The 16,866-nt window shown below is 58.2% G+C and carries 17 protein-coding genes and 1 pseudogene; 5 read left to right on the forward strand and 13 right to left on the reverse strand.

Translation table 11 applies throughout. The features are described 5' to 3' along the window. Positions 1 to 8: 8 nt before the first annotated feature. From E4631_RS04545 to E4631_RS04555, 3 genes are all read left to right on the forward strand, one after another. Complete coding sequence (locus E4631_RS04545) at positions 9 to 1,538, forward strand: aldehyde dehydrogenase family protein (RefSeq protein WP_133659825.1); 1,530 nt, start codon at positions 9 to 11, stop codon at positions 1,536 to 1,538. Between the two features lie 125 nt (positions 1,539 to 1,663). Next, positions 1,664 to 2,068, forward strand: a complete 405-nt coding sequence (locus E4631_RS04550) for a hypothetical protein (RefSeq protein ID WP_133659824.1) — start codon at positions 1,664 to 1,666, stop codon at positions 2,066 to 2,068. 39 nt (positions 2,069 to 2,107) lie between these two features. Then, the gene (locus E4631_RS04555) at positions 2,108 to 2,494 is read left to right on the forward strand and encodes a DUF779 domain-containing protein (RefSeq protein ID WP_133659823.1); all 387 of its coding nucleotides are present in this window, start codon (positions 2,108 to 2,110) and stop codon (positions 2,492 to 2,494) included. A gap of 114 nt (positions 2,495 to 2,608) precedes the next feature. Here E4631_RS04555 and E4631_RS04560 read toward each other — a convergent pair whose 3' ends face one another. From E4631_RS04560 to E4631_RS04615, 12 genes and pseudogenes are all read right to left on the reverse strand, one after another. Next, a complete protein-coding gene (locus tag E4631_RS04560; protein ID WP_133659822.1) occupies positions 2,609 to 3,115 on the reverse strand; it encodes an NADH-quinone oxidoreductase subunit J in 507 nt (168 codons plus the stop codon). Positions 3,116 to 3,242: 127 nt separating this feature from the next. Continuing rightward, positions 3,243 to 3,827, reverse strand: a complete 585-nt coding sequence (locus E4631_RS04565) for an NADH-quinone oxidoreductase subunit I (protein WP_133659821.1) — start codon at positions 3,825 to 3,827, stop codon at positions 3,243 to 3,245. A 46-nt stretch (positions 3,828 to 3,873) separates the two neighbouring features. Then, positions 3,874 to 4,971, reverse strand: coding sequence for an NADH-quinone oxidoreductase subunit NuoH (gene nuoH, locus E4631_RS04570; RefSeq protein WP_133659820.1), 1,098 nt, complete (start codon positions 4,969 to 4,971; stop codon positions 3,874 to 3,876). Positions 4,972 to 5,038: 67 nt separating this feature from the next. Next, positions 5,039 to 6,064 carry a 2Fe-2S iron-sulfur cluster-binding protein gene (locus E4631_RS04575; protein ID WP_133659819.1) on the reverse strand — a complete coding sequence of 342 codons (1,026 nt, stop codon included), beginning with the start codon at positions 6,062 to 6,064 and terminating at the stop codon, positions 5,039 to 5,041. 107 nt (positions 6,065 to 6,171) lie between these two features. Continuing rightward, a complete protein-coding gene (gene nuoF, locus E4631_RS04580; protein WP_133659818.1) occupies positions 6,172 to 7,509 on the reverse strand; it encodes an NADH-quinone oxidoreductase subunit NuoF in 1,338 nt (445 codons plus the stop codon). A 20-nt stretch (positions 7,510 to 7,529) separates the two neighbouring features. Continuing rightward, complete coding sequence (nuoE, locus tag E4631_RS04585) at positions 7,530 to 8,099, reverse strand: NAD(P)H-dependent oxidoreductase subunit E (RefSeq protein WP_133659817.1); 570 nt, start codon at positions 8,097 to 8,099, stop codon at positions 7,530 to 7,532. A 22-nt stretch (positions 8,100 to 8,121) separates the two neighbouring features. Beyond that, positions 8,122 to 9,384 (reverse strand): NADH dehydrogenase (quinone) subunit D, encoded by a 1,263-nt coding sequence (gene nuoD, locus E4631_RS04590; protein ID WP_133659816.1) that lies wholly within the window; start codon positions 9,382 to 9,384, stop codon positions 8,122 to 8,124. Positions 9,385 to 9,512: 128 nt separating this feature from the next. Next, entirely contained in the window at positions 9,513 to 10,082 is a 570-nt protein-coding gene (locus E4631_RS04595; protein ID WP_133659815.1) for an NADH-quinone oxidoreductase subunit C, read from the reverse strand. 102 nt (positions 10,083 to 10,184) lie between these two features. After that, complete coding sequence (locus E4631_RS04600; RefSeq protein WP_133659814.1) at positions 10,185 to 10,742, reverse strand: NADH-quinone oxidoreductase subunit B; 558 nt, start codon at positions 10,740 to 10,742, stop codon at positions 10,185 to 10,187. 200 nt (positions 10,743 to 10,942) lie between these two features. Further along, positions 10,943 to 11,308 (reverse strand): annotated as a pseudogene (locus tag E4631_RS04605) (NADH-quinone oxidoreductase subunit A); the annotation flags it as partial. A 108-nt stretch (positions 11,309 to 11,416) separates the two neighbouring features. Next, positions 11,417 to 12,091 carry a DUF4136 domain-containing protein gene (locus E4631_RS04610; RefSeq protein WP_133659813.1) on the reverse strand — a complete coding sequence of 225 codons (675 nt, stop codon included), beginning with the start codon at positions 12,089 to 12,091 and terminating at the stop codon, positions 11,417 to 11,419. A 397-nt stretch (positions 12,092 to 12,488) separates the two neighbouring features. Continuing rightward, entirely contained in the window at positions 12,489 to 13,079 is a 591-nt protein-coding gene (locus E4631_RS04615; RefSeq protein WP_133659812.1) for a histidine phosphatase family protein, read from the reverse strand. Positions 13,080 to 13,209: 130 nt separating this feature from the next. On the opposite strand from E4631_RS04615, the gene E4631_RS04620 reads away from it, so the two are divergent. Further along, positions 13,210 to 13,848, forward strand: coding sequence for a Uma2 family endonuclease (locus E4631_RS04620; RefSeq protein WP_133659811.1), 639 nt, complete (start codon positions 13,210 to 13,212; stop codon positions 13,846 to 13,848). Positions 13,849 to 13,944: 96 nt separating this feature from the next. Here E4631_RS04620 and E4631_RS04625 read toward each other — a convergent pair whose 3' ends face one another. Then, positions 13,945 to 15,834: an ABC transporter ATP-binding protein gene (locus E4631_RS04625; RefSeq protein WP_133659810.1), complete on the reverse strand. Its 1,890-nt coding sequence runs from the start codon at positions 15,832 to 15,834 to the stop codon at positions 13,945 to 13,947. A 249-nt stretch (positions 15,835 to 16,083) separates the two neighbouring features. Between E4631_RS04625 and E4631_RS04630 the strand changes: the two genes are divergently transcribed. Beyond that, positions 16,084 to 16,836, forward strand: coding sequence for a polysaccharide deacetylase family protein (locus E4631_RS04630; RefSeq protein WP_133659809.1), 753 nt, complete (start codon positions 16,084 to 16,086; stop codon positions 16,834 to 16,836). Positions 16,837 to 16,866 lie beyond the last annotated feature (30 nt).

Below are 16,866 nucleotides of genomic sequence, written 5' to 3' on the forward strand. Positions count from 1 at the left end.
ACTCAACCATGTCCGAAGTACTCGAAAAAGCCACTACTGTAGTGGCCCGCCCCAAGTTTAAGTCGCACTACGACAACTTCATCGGTGGTAAATGGGTAGCCCCGGTGAAGGGCCAGTATTTTGACAACCCGTCGCCCATCGATGGCAAGGCGTTCTGCAAAGTAGCCCGCAGCACCAAGGAAGATATTGAGCTGGCCCTCGACGCCGCGCATGAAGCGTTTAAATCGTGGAGCAAGGCTTCGGCGGCTACGCGCAGCAGCGTGCTGCTGAAGATTGCCGACATCATGGAGGCCAACCTGCCGTACCTGGCAGCGGTCGAAACAGTCGAAAACGGCAAGGCTATCCGCGAAACGATGGCGGCCGACCTGCCCCTTTGTATCGACCACTTCCGCTACTTCGCGGGCGTTATTCGGGCCGAAGAAGGCTCGGCTACTGAGCTGAATGAGAATACGTTGTCGCTGGTGATTCAGGAGCCGCTAGGCGTAGTTGGCCAGATTATCCCCTGGAACTTCCCGCTGCTGATGGCTACCTGGAAGCTGGCCCCGGCCATTGCATCCGGCTGCTGCGTGGTGATGAAGCCCGCCGAGCAAACGCCCGCCAGCATCATGGTCCTCATGGAGCTGATTCAGGATGTGGTGCCCGCCGGCGTCATCAACGTGGTGAATGGCTTCGGCCTGGAAGCCGGCAAGCCGCTGGCCAGCAACAAGCGCGTGCAGAAAGTGTCGTTTACGGGCGAGACGACCACCGGCCGCCTCATCCTGCAATATGCCGCCGAGAATATCATTCCCGTGACGATGGAGCTGGGTGGCAAGTCGCCCAACATCTTCTGCAAGAGCGTAATGGACCACGACGATGACTTCCTCGACAAGTGCATCGAAGGGGCCGTGATGTTTGCGCTCAACCAAGGCGAAATCTGCACCTGCCCCTCGCGCCTGCTGGTGCACGAGGATATCTACGACGAGTTTATTGCCCGCGTCATCGAGCGCGTAAAGGCCATTAAGCTAGGCAACCCGATGGATACCGACACCATGATGGGCGCGCAGGCCTCGAACGACCAGTTTGAGAAAATCCTGAGTTACCTCGAAATCGGCAAGGCCGAAGGCGCCGAAGTGCTGGTGGGCGGCGAGGCCTACCACCAGGAAGACGGCGCGCTGGCCGAGGGCTACTACATCCAGCCCACCATCTTCCGAGGCCACAACAAGATGCGGATTTTCCAGGAGGAAATCTTTGGCCCGGTGCTGTCGGTTACTACCTTCAAGGATAACGAAGAGGCGCTGGCCATTGCCAACGATACGCTCTACGGCCTCGGCGCCGGCCTCTGGAGCCGCGATGCCCATGAGCTATACCAGATGCCCCGCGCCATTCAGGCCGGCCGCGTGTGGGTCAACTGCTACCACGACTACCCAGCCGGCGCGCCATTTGGTGGCTACAAGGCTTCAGGTTTTGGCCGCGAAAATCACAAGATGATGCTCAGCCACTACCGCCAGACCAAGAACATGCTCATCAGCTATAGCCAGCAGAAGCTGGGCTTCTTTTAGGGGGTAGGGAGTATGTTTCGTTGCCTCTGGCCTAGCGCAGTACGCTCTGCACCAGGCCGGAGGCAACGTTGCGTTGCAACCTTTGGCCCGCGGGCGGCGTCTAGTGAGAACCAATCATTACCGCTATGAGAAGCTTATGGTGCGCCACTGCTTGGCTGGGAGCTACTGCCCTGAGCCACGCCCAGGTTTTACCCGTACCCAATGCCCGCAATCTCGATTGGGTACTGGATAAAACTACGCTGGGCACCCGCCCCAGTCGCCCCGACTCGCTGCCCGGCGGCCGCGACCAGATGCCCATTGTGGACCCCAATCGCCAGGGTGGGGTAGCGGCCATGCCCAATGCCCTAGCCAAGAGTATCACGGGTAGCGGCAATTACCACCAGTATTGGGATGCCGCCCGCAAACTCAACTATGAGTGGCAGTCGCGCCTCGGTCAGCTCGCCCCCGATAGTCTTGTGACGGTGAAGCAGCAGGATACCGGCGCAACTTTCACGTACCGCCGGGCCGCCCGGCAGTGGAAAGCGCGGTAAGCTCCTACCTCCAACTAACCGCTTAATCGCTACCTACCCATGCCTACCCCCCGCGTACTGGCCACCCAAGCCGCCGAAGCCACCATTGACTTGCTCCGGGATGAGCACGGCCCGCTCATGTTTCACCAAAGTGGCGGCTGCTGCGATGGCTCGTCGCCGATGTGCTTCCAGAAAGGCGAGTTTCGGGTGGGCGGCAGTGATGTGTGGCTGGGCCAGATTCACGGCTGCGACTTCTTTATGAGTGCCAGCCAGTTTGAATACTGGCAGCATACGCAGCTCACCATCGACGTAACGAAGGGCCGGGGCGCCAGCTTTTCACTGGAAATTCCGCTGGGCGTGCGGTTTCTTATCCGCTCGCGGCTCTTCACCGAAGCCGAGTCCAAGGATATGGCCCCCGTACTGGATGGGGAAGAGTATCCGCATTAAAGAAAAAACTGGCCTATTGCTGTGGCTAACTACAGTTTGATAACCAGATACTTAGTCAATAAAAAAGCGGTCCCTGAAATTTCAGGGACCGCTTTTTTATTGGAAGAAGCTTCTTTAAAAATTCCGTTCGCCCGTTTCACGCTTACCCAGCATAACGGAGCCCACCATGGCGGCGAGCAACAGGATAGAGGCCAGTTCGAAGGGTAGGGAGTATTGCTTGAACAGCACCATACCCAGCCGGTCTACCATGCCCACCTGCGAATCGAATGTAGCGGGGTCGTAGCCCACGGGCTGCACGTTGTGCAAGGCGGCTACCATAATGAGCAGCAGCGAGCCGCCGGCAATAGTAGCGGCAATCTGGGCCAGCGCGGGCTTATGCGGCTCCGTATCCTCGTTGAGATTCAGGAACATAATCACGAACAGGAACAGAACCATGATGGCACCGGCGTACACGATAATGTTCACGGCGGCCAAGAACTGCGCGTTCAGCATCAGGTAGTGAGCCGATAGCGTGAAGAACGTGAGGATAAGGAACAGCACGCTGTGCACCGGGTTTTTGGCCAGCACCACGCCCAGCGCACTCAGCAGGGCTACAAACGACAGGAAGAGAAAAAGGGACATAAGTAGGTGTCAGGCTGAGCTTGCGAAGCATTATATCATGCTTGCCGCGCGCGGAGAATAAGTAGTGCTGACGAGAGCAGCCGTGATAATCTGCTTCCTTCGTCGAGAGGGCAGCAGGGAGTAGGGATTACGCCGACTGCATCTGGCCGCGCAGCTTTTCAGCTTGCTCAGGCGTGAGCTGGATGCCGCGCTTCGAGCGGTTATCCGGCGCCACAGGCTCTACAAGCCGGTCTTTGCCGTAAATAAACTCGTCGCGCTCGTAGCGCGGCGGCGCCATCTTATCAGCCTGCAGATAAACAGCTGCCTTCGGGCAAGCCTCTTCGCAGAGGCCGCAGAAGATGCAGCGCAACATATTGATTTCGTAGCTAACGGCATACTTCTCCTCGCGGTACAGATTCTGCTCGCCCTTCTTGCGCTCGCCGGCCACCATCGTAATGGCTTCGGCGGGGCAAGCCACGGCGCACAGGCCGCAGGCCGTGCAGCGCTCACGGCCTTGCTCATCGCGCTTCAGCACATGCAGACCTCGGAAAACGGGCGAAAACGGGCGCGTCTCCTCGGGGTAGCGAATGGTAATCTGCTTCTTGGTGGCAGCCCGAAAAAAGTGCTGCATCGTAATGGTGAGCCCCTGGAAAATCGCCGGTAGGTAAGCCCGCTCGGCGAGCGTCATGGGCTTCTTTTCCAGTTTCTTAGCGCGGTTGCTTAGCGATTGCATAAGTTCAGATAAGTAGAGGGGGGTAGGGAAGGCACCAAGGCACCACTTACCACCAATGCTTGATTTCCGGGATGATGCCCGTGGTAATGAGACCGCCGGTAAGCAGAATATTGAAGATAGCCAGCGGGATGAGAATCGTCCAGCCCAGGCGCATCAGCTGGTCGTAGCGGAAGCGCGGCAGCGTCCAGCGCACCCACATGAAGAAGAAAATGAAGGCGAAGATTTTCGCAAAAACACTCACTACCCCCAGAATAGCCACGATGTTCTGCGCTGCATCCAGCGACAAGCCCTGCGACGAAGACAACCAGCCACGCAGCTCGTATTGGAACGGGAAGTTGAAGCCCCCGAAATAAATAACGCTCATCACGGCCGAAGCCACGAATACGTTTACGTACTCGGCAAACAGGTACAGGCCCATTTTCATCGAGCTATACTCGGTGTGGTAGCCGCCTACCAGCTCAGTTTCGCACTCGGGCAGGTCAAAAGGCGTGCGGTTGGTTTCGGCAAAGGCGCACACTATGAAGATAATGAAGCCCAGCGGCTGCTTCACAATGTTCCAGAACTGCCACTCGCCGGGCACCGACTGCTGCAACGTGATGTCGCGCAGCGATAGTGAGCCTGACATCATTAACACCGCAATCAGGGCTAGGCCCATTGCCAGCTCGTAGCTAATGTTCTGAGAAGCAGCACGAATGGCGCCCAGCAGCGAAAACTTATTGTTCGAAGCCCAGCCGCCAATCATAATACCGTATACGCCCAGCGACACGATACCGAACACGTAAAGCATCCCTACGTTGATTTCAATACCCTGCAAATGCACAATGGTGGTCCCAAATTTCAGGAAGCTACCAAATGGAATAACCGCCGACGACATCAACGCCGTTATCATCGCCAGGCAAGGCCCGAAGATGAACAGCGCCTTATTGGCCCCACTAGGGAAAAATTCCTCCTTGGTAAACAGTTTCACAGCGTCGGCCAGCGGCTGCGCCAAACCGAACGGACCCGCGCGGTCGGGCCCTACCCGGTCTTGCAGGAAAGCCGCGATAACGCGCTCAGCATACGTACAATAGGTAGCGATTAGCAGCGAAACGCCAAAAACTACTAGAATAACCAAGCCTTGCCAGCCTAAAGATTCAAGAGACATAAGGAATAAGTGTTAGCCATGCTACATCTGGCGTCCGCCCGCGAAGCATCACAAAAATCGGGAGTAATTAGAAAGAGGTGCCGTTGGGGCCACCTAGCTTCAGGGGTGGGTTTTTCTCCAGCTCGCGTACGGTGCTTTCGGGTAGGTCAGCAATTACTTGCGGGTTGATAACCGGCAGTTCATAGTGGTTTTGCGCAATAACGGAAGACCGGTCGATATGGGCCGGGCCCTCGATAATCCAGTCAGCCGTTTCCTTCTTTTCGAAGCGGCATTCGTTGCAAATCCACTCTTTTACTTCGCCATACTCGTCCTTGCGGGCAGTTACGCGCAGCACGTCCTTGCCTTTGTACCAAAGCGTTACGTGGCCGTTGCACTTCTCGTGGCTGCATTCACGGTGGGCATTTACCGGCTTGGTAAACCACACGCGCTGCTTGAAGCGAAAGGTCTTATCGGTGAGCGCACCCACCGGGCACACGTCAATAACGTTGCCGCTGAAGTCGTTCGAAATCGTATTCTCGATGTAGGTGCCGATTTCGGAAGCATCGCCGCGGCCCAGCACACCGTGCACGCGGGCATCAGTGAGTTGGTCGGCGGTATACACGCAGCGGTAGCATAGAATGCACCGCGTCATATGTAATTGAATGTATGGCCCGATGTCGATTTTTTCGAACGTACGGCGCTCTTCTTCGTAGCGCGTCGTGCTCACGCCATGCTCAAAAGCAAAGTTTTGCAAGTCGCACTCGCCGGCTTGGTCACACACCGGGCAATCGAGCGGGTGGTTGATGAGAAGCATCTCTACTATGCCCTTGCGCACGTCGAGAACCTGCTGACTGGTCGTGTTTTCGACTACCATGCCATCCTGCACCGGCGTGATGCACGACGCCACCAGCTTGGGCATGGGGCGCGGGTCTTTAGTCGAGCCGGCCGCCACCCGTACCAGGCAGGCGCGGCACTTGCCGCCGCTGCCTTTCAGGGGCGTATAGTAGCACATGGCGGGCGGCACTACCCCCCCCCCAATTTTGCGGGCCGCGTTGAGAATAGTGGTGCCATCGGGCACTTCCACCTCAATTCCGTCGAACGTTATTTTAGCCATTAGTGCAGGAATTACTGGAATCGAGCCAGTGGTATGTCACGCAGTGTTTCGCAGTGTTATACGCAGTGTTTCGCAGTATTCTGATAATTGTTGATTGATAATTGAAATTACGCCAGCACCAGGTTGCCACGATATACCGCACCGGGTTGGGTAGCCTCTTTGGGGTGCGTAACGTGCCACTCAAACTCATCGCGGAAGTGGCGCACAGCCGCCGCTACCGGCCAGGCCGCAGCTTCGCCGAGTGGGCAAATGGTGTTACCTTCAATCTGCTTGGCCACGCTCACAATCAGGTCGATGTCGTGCATCGAGCCGTGACCGTGCTCCAGGCGGTGCAGCACTTTTTCGAGCCAGCCGGTGCCTTCGCGGCAGGGCGAGCACTGTCCACAGCTCTCGTGATGGTAAAAGCGTGAGAAGTTCCAGGTATTCTTCACGATGCACGTCGTTTCGTCCATCGCGATAAAGCCACCCGAACCGAGCATAGTACCCGTCACAAAGCCGCCATCGCTCAGCGACTCGTACGTCATCAGCCGCGGCTCACCAGCGGCAGTCTTGAGAATCAATTCCTTCGGTAGAATCGGCACCGATGAGCCACCGGCCACTACAGCTTTCAGCTCGCGGCCTTTCCAGATACCGCCGCAGTACTCATCGGAGTAGATGAACTCCTCCACCGGCACGCCTAGCTCCAGCTCATAGATGCCAGGCTTGTTGAGGTGGCCGCAGGCTGAGAACAGCTTGGTACCCGTGCTTTTTCCTACCCCTATCTTGGCGTACTCATCGCCGCCCATGTTCAGGATGGGCACGACAGTGGCAATGCTCTCCACGTTATTTACTACCGTTGGACGGGCATACAAGCCCTGCACGGCCGGAAACGGCGGCTTATTGCGCGGGTTGCCACGCTTGCCTTCCAGCGATTCAAGCAGTGCAGTTTCCTCACCGCAGATGTAGGCTCCACCGCCCGGATGCACGTGCAAATCAAGCGAATAGCCCGAGCCCTGGATGTTTTCACCCAAAAAACCCGCAGCATACGCCTCGGCAATAGCCTTCTCCAAAATGCGTAGCACGTACAAAAGCTCGCCGCGAATGTAGATGTAGCTGGTGCGCGCACCCAAGGCGTAGCTGCCCGCAATCATGCCCTCAATGAGCAGGTGCGGCAGCTTCGCCATCAGGTAGCGGTCTTTGAAAGTACCCGGCTCCGACTCGTCGGCGTTGCACACGAGGTAGCGCGGCACGCCCTCCGGCTTGGCCAGAAAGCTCCACTTGAGGCCGGTAGGGAAGCCCGCGCCGCCGCGCCCGCGCAGGCCCGACTTCTTCACTTCTTCCACCACTTCCTCGGGCGTCATTTTCAGCGCCTTTTCCACGGCGCGGTAGCCGCCATGCTTGCGGTAAACGGCGAAGGTTTCGATGCCTTCAACGTTGACGTGTTCGGTTAATAGCTTGCGTCCCATAGTGCTCTACTAGTTAACTATCAGTTGTTTTGCAGCGAATTCGGCAGGTTGCCCTCCCAAGGCAAAATGGGCCGGTGCACCAAGCCTTTCAGCTCGCTAAGCATGGCTTGCACATTTTCCTCCGTGTCGAGCGACTCATAGTACTTCTCGCGCACCTGCACCACCGGGGCAAAGCCACAAGCGGCCAGGCATTCCACTTCCTTCAAAGTGAAGTGGCCGTCGGGAGACGTTTGTCCCACTTTCGCGCCGGTTATGCGCTCCAGGTGGGCGGTTAGCTCATCGGAGCCGCGCAACATGCAGGGGCCGGTACGGCAGATTTCGAGCACGTGCTTACCCACTGGCTTGAGGTTGAACATGGTGTAGAACGTACTCACCTCATACACCTCAATCGGCGCTAGGCCCAGGGTTTCAGCTACCAGGTCCTGCACCTCGGGGCTTACCCAGCCACCAAACTCGGCCTGCGCGATGTGCAGCACGGGCAGCAGCGTCGATTTCTTGCGTTCGTCGGGGTAGTGCGTCAGCAGGCGCTTGATTTCGGCTTGCGCAGCGGGCGAAAAAGCAGGTTTGGCAGTGGGGGTAGTCGGCTCCATATCAAGTACTTTCAACTAAAAACTAGGCGTCCAGCTCGCCAGCAATCACGTTCATCGACGACAAAATCACGATGGCATCCGAAAGGCTCGTGCCTACTACCATCTCCGAATAGGCCTGGTAGTAGATAAAGCACGGCCGGCGGAAGTGCAGGCGGTAGGGCGTGCGCCCGCCGTCCGAAACCAGGTAGAAACCCAACTCACCATTGCCGCCTTCCACCGATTGGTACACTTCACCTACCGGGGCGTCAATCTCACCCATGATAATCTTGAAGTGATAAATCAGGGCCTCCATGTTTTTGTACACGGCTTCCTTGGCGGGCAGGTAATAGTGCGGCGCATCGGCGTGGAAAGGGCCGTCGGGCAGCCGGTCAAGTGCCTGATTGATAATGCGCAGGCTCTGCCATATTTCCTCGTTGCGCACCAGGAAGCGGTCGTACGTGTCGCCATTGGTGCCCACCGGAATATCAAACTCGAAGTCTTCGTAGGAAGAGTAAGGGTTCATCACCCGCACATCGTAATCGACGCCCGCCGCTCGCAGGTTGGGGCCAGTGAAGCCATAGTTCAACGCCTTTTCCGCCGTAATCGGGCCCACGTTCACCACGCGGTCCATAAAGATGCGGTTGCGGTTGAACATGGTTTCAAACTCCTTCATCACGGCCGGAAATTCCTTCAGCCAAGTGCGGAGCTTCTCAATAGCCACGGGTGAAAAATCACGCTCCATACCGCCTACCCGCCCCATGTTGGTGGTCAGGCGCGAGCCGCAGACTTCCTCGTAAATTTCGTAAATCTTTTCGCGCTCCTGAAACACGTACAGGAAGCCGGTGAAGGCTCCCGTATCCACGCCGAGGATGGAATTGCAGATGAGGTGGTCGGCAATGCGGGCCAACTCCATCATAATCACGCGCATATACTGCGCACGCTTGGGTACCGTAATGCCGAGCAGCTTCTCTACCGTCAAGTGCCAGCCCATGTTGTTGATGGGCGACGAGCAGTAGTTCATGCGGTCGGTGAGCGGCGTAATCTGGTAGAACGGCCGCCGCTCCGCAATTTTCTCAAACGCACGGTGGATGTAGCCGATAGTCGGCACACCCGAGATAATGCGCTCGCCATCCATTTGCAGGATGTTCTGAAAAATACCGTGCGTGGCGGGGTGCGTCGGCCCTAGGTTGAGGGTCGTCAGCTCCTGCGAGAAGTCGTTCAGGGTCGGCACGAGCTGGCCGCCCTGCTGCTCCTGCGCTTCTTCTACTATTTTGTGGGTGCCTGCCAGGGCGTCGTTTACTGCCATTATAAAATTGTCATCCTGAGCACAGCGAAGGACCTTATCACATCCGCGCCGCAAGGGTGTAGTAACTAACTCTGGCGAAGACAGCCGGGATAAGATGCGCTCTTCGTCAGCATGACACTTTGTATGTGCTACCGACCAAAAAAGAGGTCGGTTTTGTCTTCGCGGGTACCGTCTTCAAGCGGATATTGCCGGCGCATGGGGAAGTAGTCCATGTCCTCCACATTCAGGATGCGGCGCAGGTTGGGATGGCCCGTGAAGATGACGCCGTAAAAATCGTAGGCCTCGCGCTCCATCCAGTTGGCGGTAGCGTAGATATCTGATAGGGTAGGCACTACCGGGTCAGCTACCGGGAAGAAAATCTTGATGCGCAGCCGGATGTTATGCACCAGGCTGTGCAAATGGTAAATCATGCCCAGTTCCTGGTTCAGGTTTTCCGGGTAATTAATACCGCACATCGTGGTAAGGAAGTGAAACTTGAGTGTTTCATCCTGCTGCAAGCCGGCTACGATGTTGTGGATGTGCTCGCGTTTGGTGGTCACCGTTAGCAAGCCGTAGGGCTCGTGCACATCCGTAAACGTAGCCTCGCCAAACAGGCTATGGAGCAGCGTCAGCACCTGCGCGTTTTGCTGCGCGGTGGGGTCCTGGGCGGCGGCGGTTTCCTGCGCGGCGGTCGATTCTTCTTTGGTCGGGTCAGCCATTCGGTTTAGCTGTTAGCTACTGGCTGTTAGCTGTTAGCTTTTTTAGCTGCTTGGCTCCTGAAAGAGAAGCTAACAGCTAAACAGCTACTGGCTAACAGCTAATTATTTAATATTATAAGACGCGAGCAGCGCTTGGTATTCGGGCGAGTTGCGGCGACGGATACTCTCGTTTTTGGCGAGGTCCTGCACGCGCATCAGGCCGTCGAGCACCTGCTCAGGGCGGGGCGGGCAGCCGGGGATGTACACATCGACCGGAATAATGCGGTCGATGCCTTGCAGCACCGAGTAGCTGTCAAAAATGCCGCCCGAGCAGGCGCAGGCGCCCATGGCCAGCACCCAGCGGGGCTCGGCCATTTGCTCGTACACCTGCTTCACAATGGGAGCCATCTTCTTAGCGATGGTGCCCATTACCATCAGCAAGTCGGCCTGGCGGGGCGAGAAGCTGGGGCGCTCGGAGCCGAAACGCGAGATATCGTAGTGTGCGCCCATGGTCGCCATGAACTCGATGCCGCAGCACGAAGTAGCGAAGGGCAGAGGCCAGAGCGAATTGGCGCGGGCAATGCCGACAACCTTTTCGAGCGAGGTAGCGAAGAAGCCCGCACCCTCGACGCCCTCGGGGGCCGGTACGGATTTTATTTCGGGAACGCGGGTATCAACCATTTTCAATTATCAATTAACAGTTAGCAATTATCATCGGTCAATCTGCAAGTAATCAGTAGGTCGTGAGATTTCTTGAATGCTCCTCCTCCTGATAATTGTTGATTGATAACTGATAATTATCAAGCAGCCTGCCCAACCTCGGCAGCCCGATTTTGCAACACCGGTTTGGCCGTGAAAGTTTGGCTAGGAACCGCTTCATTCCAGCGCAGAATACCCTTTTTAATGACGTAGCCAAAGCCGGCCATCAGCAGGGTCATGAAGATAATCATCTCCACGAAGCCCGCTGTGCCAAGCTGACGGAAGTTCACGGCCCAAGGGTACATGAAAATTACCTCCACGTCGAACAGCACAAATAGAATGGCCGTGAGGAAATACTTGACCGAGATGGGCGTGCGGGCGTTGCCTACGCTCTCGATGCCGCACTCGAAGGAGGCGTCCTTCACGCGGCTGTGGCGCTTGGGGCCTACCAAGTGGGAAACTATCATGGCGAAGGCCACGAAAGCTACGGCCAGGCCAAACTGAATGAGAATGGGGAGGTAGTCGCTGGGCTGGTAATCGGAGTTTATGGCGAGTAGCATATCGGTCAGCTAGTTAGGTAGCGGGCACACGGGCGCGGACAGGCAAAGGTACACCCGCGCCGGGCTGGACTAAAACGAAATGTGGCCCGCCGCCGCTTAGCGCGGGGTTTCGGTGGCTGGTGGGGGGGTAGGGGTGGCGTTGGGGTCGCCCATTAGCTGGCCGTTCATGGCCCCGTCGAGGTTGCCGCCGTTGAAGTAGTTCTCGGTGAAAATGCGGTAGCGGTCAAACACGGCGCGCACCGAGCGCACCAGCACATACTCGCCCCGGATGCCTTCGGGTAGGGTCACGCCCGAGGCGTAGCCGTTCCAGATAGCGTTATCGGTTTTGGTGTCGATGAGCGTTACCATCAGGGTGCCATCGAGTAGTAGCAGTCGGGTAGGCTGGTAGGTGTGGCGCTGCTCGTCGGGGGTTTCCTCGTTTTCCGCGTCGTTGTTCTTTACCCAGCGCGTGATGTCTTCCTGCACGAAGCCGGGGAAGCGCATGTCGCCCTCAAACAGCTTGAAGCTCACCATCAGGTCGGGGTTGCGGCGCGAGAAGCGGTAGCCTTGCAGGCGCATGCGCTGGCGCACAGCATCGCGCAGGGCATCGCTGAGGCGGGTGCTGTCGGCGGTGAGGCCATTGCCGCTCAAAAAGCCATAGGTGCGGTAGTGCCGGAAGCGCCCCCGATAGCTGTAGCTCGACTCGACGCGTGCCTCGCGCGAAGTGAAGCAGCCGGAGAGTAGCAGCAGGCTGAGCAGACCTGCCAGCTTAAACGAAGTGGTGGGTTTCATGGAAAATAGAGTAGAGAGTTTAATCAACTCTCTAAGCTACGGATAGAAACAGATTTTTAAGCTAGCGTTCAGCTTATTAGCAGTGCAAATAAGCTAGCTTATTTGCACTGCTTACCCGACCAGACTGCCATTGAAAAGCCCAAAATACAGGCGAAACTCAGCTAGCTGCCCCGAAAGTCATTTGGCTTCGTGCACAAAAATTCCGTGCAATATGAGTTATCGATGAGGATAGTTTTGCGGCGCTTGGCAGCAGTTGGCAGCCTGAAGCTGACGTCGTGCGGGGCAACCTTGCTTCTTCAACCCCAGGCGCCTCGCTTGAGCCGGTTTCTGGTACATGGCTGTGCTCAACGACTAGCCTGCGCCCGCCGCCGCCCTGGCGGGCGTAGCGGCGGGGTAGCTAAGCGTACTGACCGGGGCAGATAGCTGATGGCTGGATATTCTCTTTGCCCTTCAGCAGGGTAGGATATTTGGCTTTGCCGCTGGTGCCTCCACCGCTGAACGTAATGGTCCAGATGCTGTCAAAATCATCATCTGGCCATTCCAACGGTTCTTTTATACCCAGTTTTTTGGCGATTTCCACGATGTTGTGGTGCTCCCACACCACCAGCACCGTGCCCCGGCGGTGGCGGATGGCCTTGCTAATGCCCGCGATATTATCGTCGGCGTAGTCGCTGTTGAGCGTCAGGTTGTGCTGCACCGCGTAGGGCGTAATGGTCTGAAACATCCGCACGCTGGTCGTTTTCTTGCCGTCGGTGCCGATGAGCGGCACGTAGGTGTAGTCGGGAGGGGTAGGCAGTAGCTTGCTCAGCACAGTGGGCAGGGCCAGGGCCCGGTTGAGGCCGGCACACGTGAGGTTATCGCCCTCATCGGGCTTTTCAGCGTGCCGGATGAGAATGACCCGCAGCGTAGGCTTCTTAGGCGGGGCAAGCGGACTGAGTGAATACAGCAGGTAGAGGAAGGCTTTATCAGTAGCGGTAAATTCGGGCATTCTAAAGGGGGGGTAGGAAACAGGAGCGGCTAAGTGGGCAGCCAAGGAAGCAGCCGGGGCCTGCCACTACCCAACAGGATTAAGTAAGGGTGGTTTCCGGCCACTCACCCATAGGGTTATCTTTGGCCTTATGGTACCTGCCGACGTACAGCCGCGCCGCTACACGGCCGAGGAGTATTTTGCCTTAGAAGTGAAGAGTGAGGTGCGCCACGACTTTTTTGAGGGCCAGATAATCAAGCGTCCTGGCGACACGGCCACGCACAACACAATTGTAGGGAACTGCATGATGGCCTTGCGGCAAGCATTGCGGCACAGCGAAAGCCAAGTGTACACGCTCGGCATCTTGCTGGTAGTGAGCGAAAACGAGCACTACACCTACCCCAACCTATTGGTATGCTGTGCGGACGATGGAGCTGGCGAAATCGCCTTAATTCGGCAGCCTCAACTGCTGCTACAGGTATCGTACCCCGAAACTGAGGCCGACGACCACGGCCTGAAATTCAACCAATACAAAAAGCTGCCTTCGCTACGGCACTATGTGTTGGTGGCACAACCCACTTGGCGCGTAGAGTGGTATCGCCGCAATGAAGCCAACGAGTGGGTGATAGTCGTGCTGACTGAGCCAAACGAAGTCCTGGCAATTCAGGAATTGAACCTGAGCCTCACGGTCGCGCAGGTATATGAAGAAACTGGCGTAGCACAGCTATGTGTGAAGCCGCAGGAGTTAGAGCGTGCACCAGAGCCAGACGTTTCATTGAGCGAGGAGTAATAGGCACAAACGACGGCGCAGTATAATAGCAGGCTGCCCAACTATCAGCCTGCTATTATACTGTTATGGGCGCATTTAGCGCCAAATTAGTCGCCCCTACCTATACCCCGCTGCCTGCAACGCAAACAGCTCCGCATAGCGCCCATTCTTAGCCAAAAGCTCTTCGTGCGAGCCGATTTCCTGCACGCGGCCGTTTTCGACCACTAATATTCGGTCGGCCATGCGCACGGTGCTGAAGCGGTGGGAGATGAGCACGGCCGTTTTGCCCTGGGTCAGTTCCTTGAAGCGTTGGAAGACTTCGTACTCGGCGCGGGCGTCGAGGGCGGCGGTAGGCTCGTCGAGGATAAGTAGCTGGGCCTCGCGCATGTAGGCGCGGCCGAGGGCGATTTTCTGCCACTCGCCGCCGCTCAGGTCTACCCCTCCGTTGAAGCGCCGGCCAATCATCTGATCGTAGCCCAGCGGCAGCTTGGCGATAACCGAGTCGGCGAGACTCTGGTGGGCTGCTTGCTCGATGCGCGGCTGATTAGTACGTTCCTCGATGCGGCCCACGGCCAGGTTTTGGCCGGCGGGCAGCTGGAAGCGCACAAAATCCTGGAAGATGACGCCGATTTCCTGGCGCAATTCGGCGGGGTCATACTCGCGCAGGTCGTGACCGTCGAGCAGAATGCGGCCCTCGCTGGGGTCGTAGAGACGGGCCAGCAGCTTCACGAGCGTGGTTTTACCGGCGCCGTTTTCGCCCACCAGCGCCAGCTTTTCGCCGGCTTGCAGCTCAAAGCTGAGGTGGCGCAGGGCCCATTTTTCGGCATTTTTATACTTGAAGCCCACGTCCTCAAACGTGAAGCCCTGCTGGATGGGCCGCGGAAATGGCCGCACCGCCTGGCCCAGGGTAGGGCGCACGATGCGCGGCGTAATCTGAAAGAAGTCGAAGAAATCCTGCAGGTAGAGCGCCCCATCGGCCACTTGGCTGAAGCGGCTCAGGATGCTTTCTAGCAGGCTCCGCAGCCGGGCAAAAGAGCCGGCCAGAAACGTGAGTTGGCCAATGGAAATAGCGCCGCCCACGGCCTGCTTGATAATGTATAGGTACGCGCCGTAGTAGCCGGCCGCGCCCACGGCCGCGAACACCGTGCCCCAACCAGCCCGCTTGAGGGACAGCGCTTTGTTTTGGGTGTAAAACTGGTCGGAGAGCGTGGAGAAGCGGGCAATCAAGAAATCAGATAAGCCAAAGATTTTAACTTCTTTAGCCGTTTCGTCGCTGGCGCCGGTCTGGCGCAGGTAGTCGAGCTCGCGGCGCTCGGGCGTCCAGGAGTGCGAAAGCGAGTAGCTGCGCTCGTTGAAGTGGCTTTCGCCCAAGAAAGCGGGCACCACGGCCAGCAGCAGCAGGCCCAGCAGCCACGGCTGAAACGCTACCAGCCCGCCGGCCAGCAGCACCAGCGTCACGGCATCCTGGCCCTGGGCCAGCACCTGGCTCATGAGCACCGAGCGCGAGAGCGTTTGGCGGCGCGCGCGCTCCAGCTTGTCGTAGAAGTTGCTGTCTTCGAACTGGTCGAGGTCAAGCTCGGCGGCGTGGCGCATGAGGCGTACCGACGAGGCATTGGCAAAGAGGTCGCCGAGCAGCGAGTCGAGCAGCGCTACGGCGCGGCCCGACGCATCGGCGAACAGTACCAGGCCAAACTCCAGCGCCACCAGCCCGAATACGGGGGGTAGGGCTCGGCTGGCGGCCGGCAGCTTGGTCAACTGCACGATATCGTCGAGAATAAGCCGGCCCACGTAGAGCATGGCCAGCGGCAGGGCCGCCCGCACCAGGCGCAGCACAATGTTGCCGAGCGTGAGCGCCGGCGAGGTCAGCCAAATAAGGCGCAGAAAAGCCGGCAGGTGGCGCAGCGCCGATACCCGCTCGCGCACGCTCACGGCGGGCTTTTCGGGGCCACGGCCGTGGCCGGGGTTCTTAGCGGAGATTTTTGTTAATAAGGAGGTTAGCCAATTCATAGGTGGGGGGTAGGGCACATTTGGGGCCGGGGTAGGGGAGGGGCCATTTTGGCAGGCGCATTCGGCTAGGGCTACTGCTTCCTAGTAGATGATTAACCGGGAGTAGGCAGAATAGTCGGCATTGCGTGTGGGCTACCGGCTCACAGGTCCGGCCGCCCTACCCAAGAGTACAGGAGGGTTTGGGCGCGGCGGCGATGATTCTTGCGGCCTGATTAGCCCGTCCTACCCCTAGTCAGCCCGGTCAACGCGATGCTTGTAGTCGGAAGCTTATTGCTGCTGAGCCTGAGTGGCGCGCTGGCGCGGCCTCGGCCCGTGCCCGACGGCCTCGTAGTGCTCACCTTCGACGACGCGGTGCTGAGCCACGCCACCTACGTGGCGCCGCTGCTGCGTAAGTATGGCTTCGGGGCCACGTTTTTCGTGTGCGAGTTTCGGGAGCCGGCCTTCGCCGATAAAAGCAAGTACATGAGCTGGGCCCAGATTCGGCAGCTCTATCGCTGGGGCTTCGAAGTGGGCAGCCACACGCTCACCCATCGGCACGTTACGAAGCTGACCGCGAGCGAGCTAGGAGCGGAGCTGGATTCCATCGAAAGCCGCTGCCGGACCTGGCACATTTCGCGGCCCGTCACCTTCGCCTACCCCGGCTACGACACGGCGCCCCGCGCCCTGCCGGTGCTGCACGACCGGGGCTACCGCCTGGCCCGCGCCGGCGGCGACCGGCCCTACGACCCCGCCCAGGATGACCCGTTGCTGGTGCCCAGCTACACTACGCTGGCCACCAACCGATTGCAGATACTGGCTGCCCTGGCGCAGGCCCACGACGGCCGCATCGTGGTGCTCACCATCCACGGCGTGCCCGATGGGGCGCACGATTGGGTCACCACGCCGCCCGCGCTTTTCGAAGAATACCTGGCCTACCTGCACGAGCATCACTACCGCGTGGTGGCCCTGCGCGACCTGGCCCGCTACCTGCCCGCCCGGCCGCCCACAGTTACCTCCAACTAACCCTGCCTTTCTTCTTTCCCACCCAACCCC

Origin of the sequence: Hymenobacter sp. UV11 (genome assembly GCF_004684095.1) — a bacterium.
Taxonomy (GTDB): Bacteria; Bacteroidota; Bacteroidia; order Cytophagales; family Hymenobacteraceae; genus Hymenobacter.

Bases quoted from the DNA above. Each gene is read 5' to 3' on its own strand.
- nuoE (WP_133659817.1), bottom strand. From the start codon at position 8,099: ATGGAGCCGACTACCCCCACTGCCAAACCTGCTTTTTCGCCCGCTGCG.
- E4631_RS04595 (WP_133659815.1), bottom strand. From the start codon at position 10,082: ATGGCTGACCCGACCAAAGAAGAATCGACCGCCGCGCAGGAAACCGCC.
- E4631_RS04560 (WP_133659822.1), bottom strand. From the start codon at position 3,115: ATGTCCCTTTTTCTCTTCCTGTCGTTTGTAGCCCTGCTGAGTGCGCTG.
- E4631_RS04550 (WP_133659824.1), top strand. From the start codon at position 1,664: ATGAGAAGCTTATGGTGCGCCACTGCTTGGCTGGGAGCTACTGCCCTG.
- E4631_RS04630 (WP_133659809.1), top strand. From the start codon at position 16,084: ATGCTTGTAGTCGGAAGCTTATTGCTGCTGAGCCTGAGTGGCGCGCTG.
- E4631_RS04610 (WP_133659813.1), bottom strand. From the start codon at position 12,091: ATGAAACCCACCACTTCGTTTAAGCTGGCAGGTCTGCTCAGCCTGCTG.
- E4631_RS04600 (WP_133659814.1), bottom strand. From the start codon at position 10,742: ATGGTTGATACCCGCGTTCCCGAAATAAAATCCGTACCGGCCCCCGAG.
- E4631_RS04620 (WP_133659811.1), top strand. From the start codon at position 13,210: ATGGTACCTGCCGACGTACAGCCGCGCCGCTACACGGCCGAGGAGTAT.
- E4631_RS04565 (WP_133659821.1), bottom strand. From the start codon at position 3,827: ATGCAATCGCTAAGCAACCGCGCTAAGAAACTGGAAAAGAAGCCCATG.
- nuoD (WP_133659816.1), bottom strand. From the start codon at position 9,384: ATGGCAGTAAACGACGCCCTGGCAGGCACCCACAAAATAGTAGAAGAA.
- nuoH (WP_133659820.1), bottom strand. From the start codon at position 4,971: ATGTCTCTTGAATCTTTAGGCTGGCAAGGCTTGGTTATTCTAGTAGTT.
- E4631_RS04575 (WP_133659819.1), bottom strand. From the start codon at position 6,064: ATGGCTAAAATAACGTTCGACGGAATTGAGGTGGAAGTGCCCGATGGC.
- E4631_RS04615 (WP_133659812.1), bottom strand. From the start codon at position 13,079: ATGCCCGAATTTACCGCTACTGATAAAGCCTTCCTCTACCTGCTGTAT.
- E4631_RS04555 (WP_133659823.1), top strand. From the start codon at position 2,108: ATGCCTACCCCCCGCGTACTGGCCACCCAAGCCGCCGAAGCCACCATT.
- nuoF (WP_133659818.1), bottom strand. From the start codon at position 7,509: ATGGGACGCAAGCTATTAACCGAACACGTCAACGTTGAAGGCATCGAA.
- E4631_RS04545 (WP_133659825.1), top strand. From the start codon at position 9: ATGTCCGAAGTACTCGAAAAAGCCACTACTGTAGTGGCCCGCCCCAAG.
- E4631_RS04625 (WP_133659810.1), bottom strand. From the start codon at position 15,834: ATGAATTGGCTAACCTCCTTATTAACAAAAATCTCCGCTAAGAACCCC.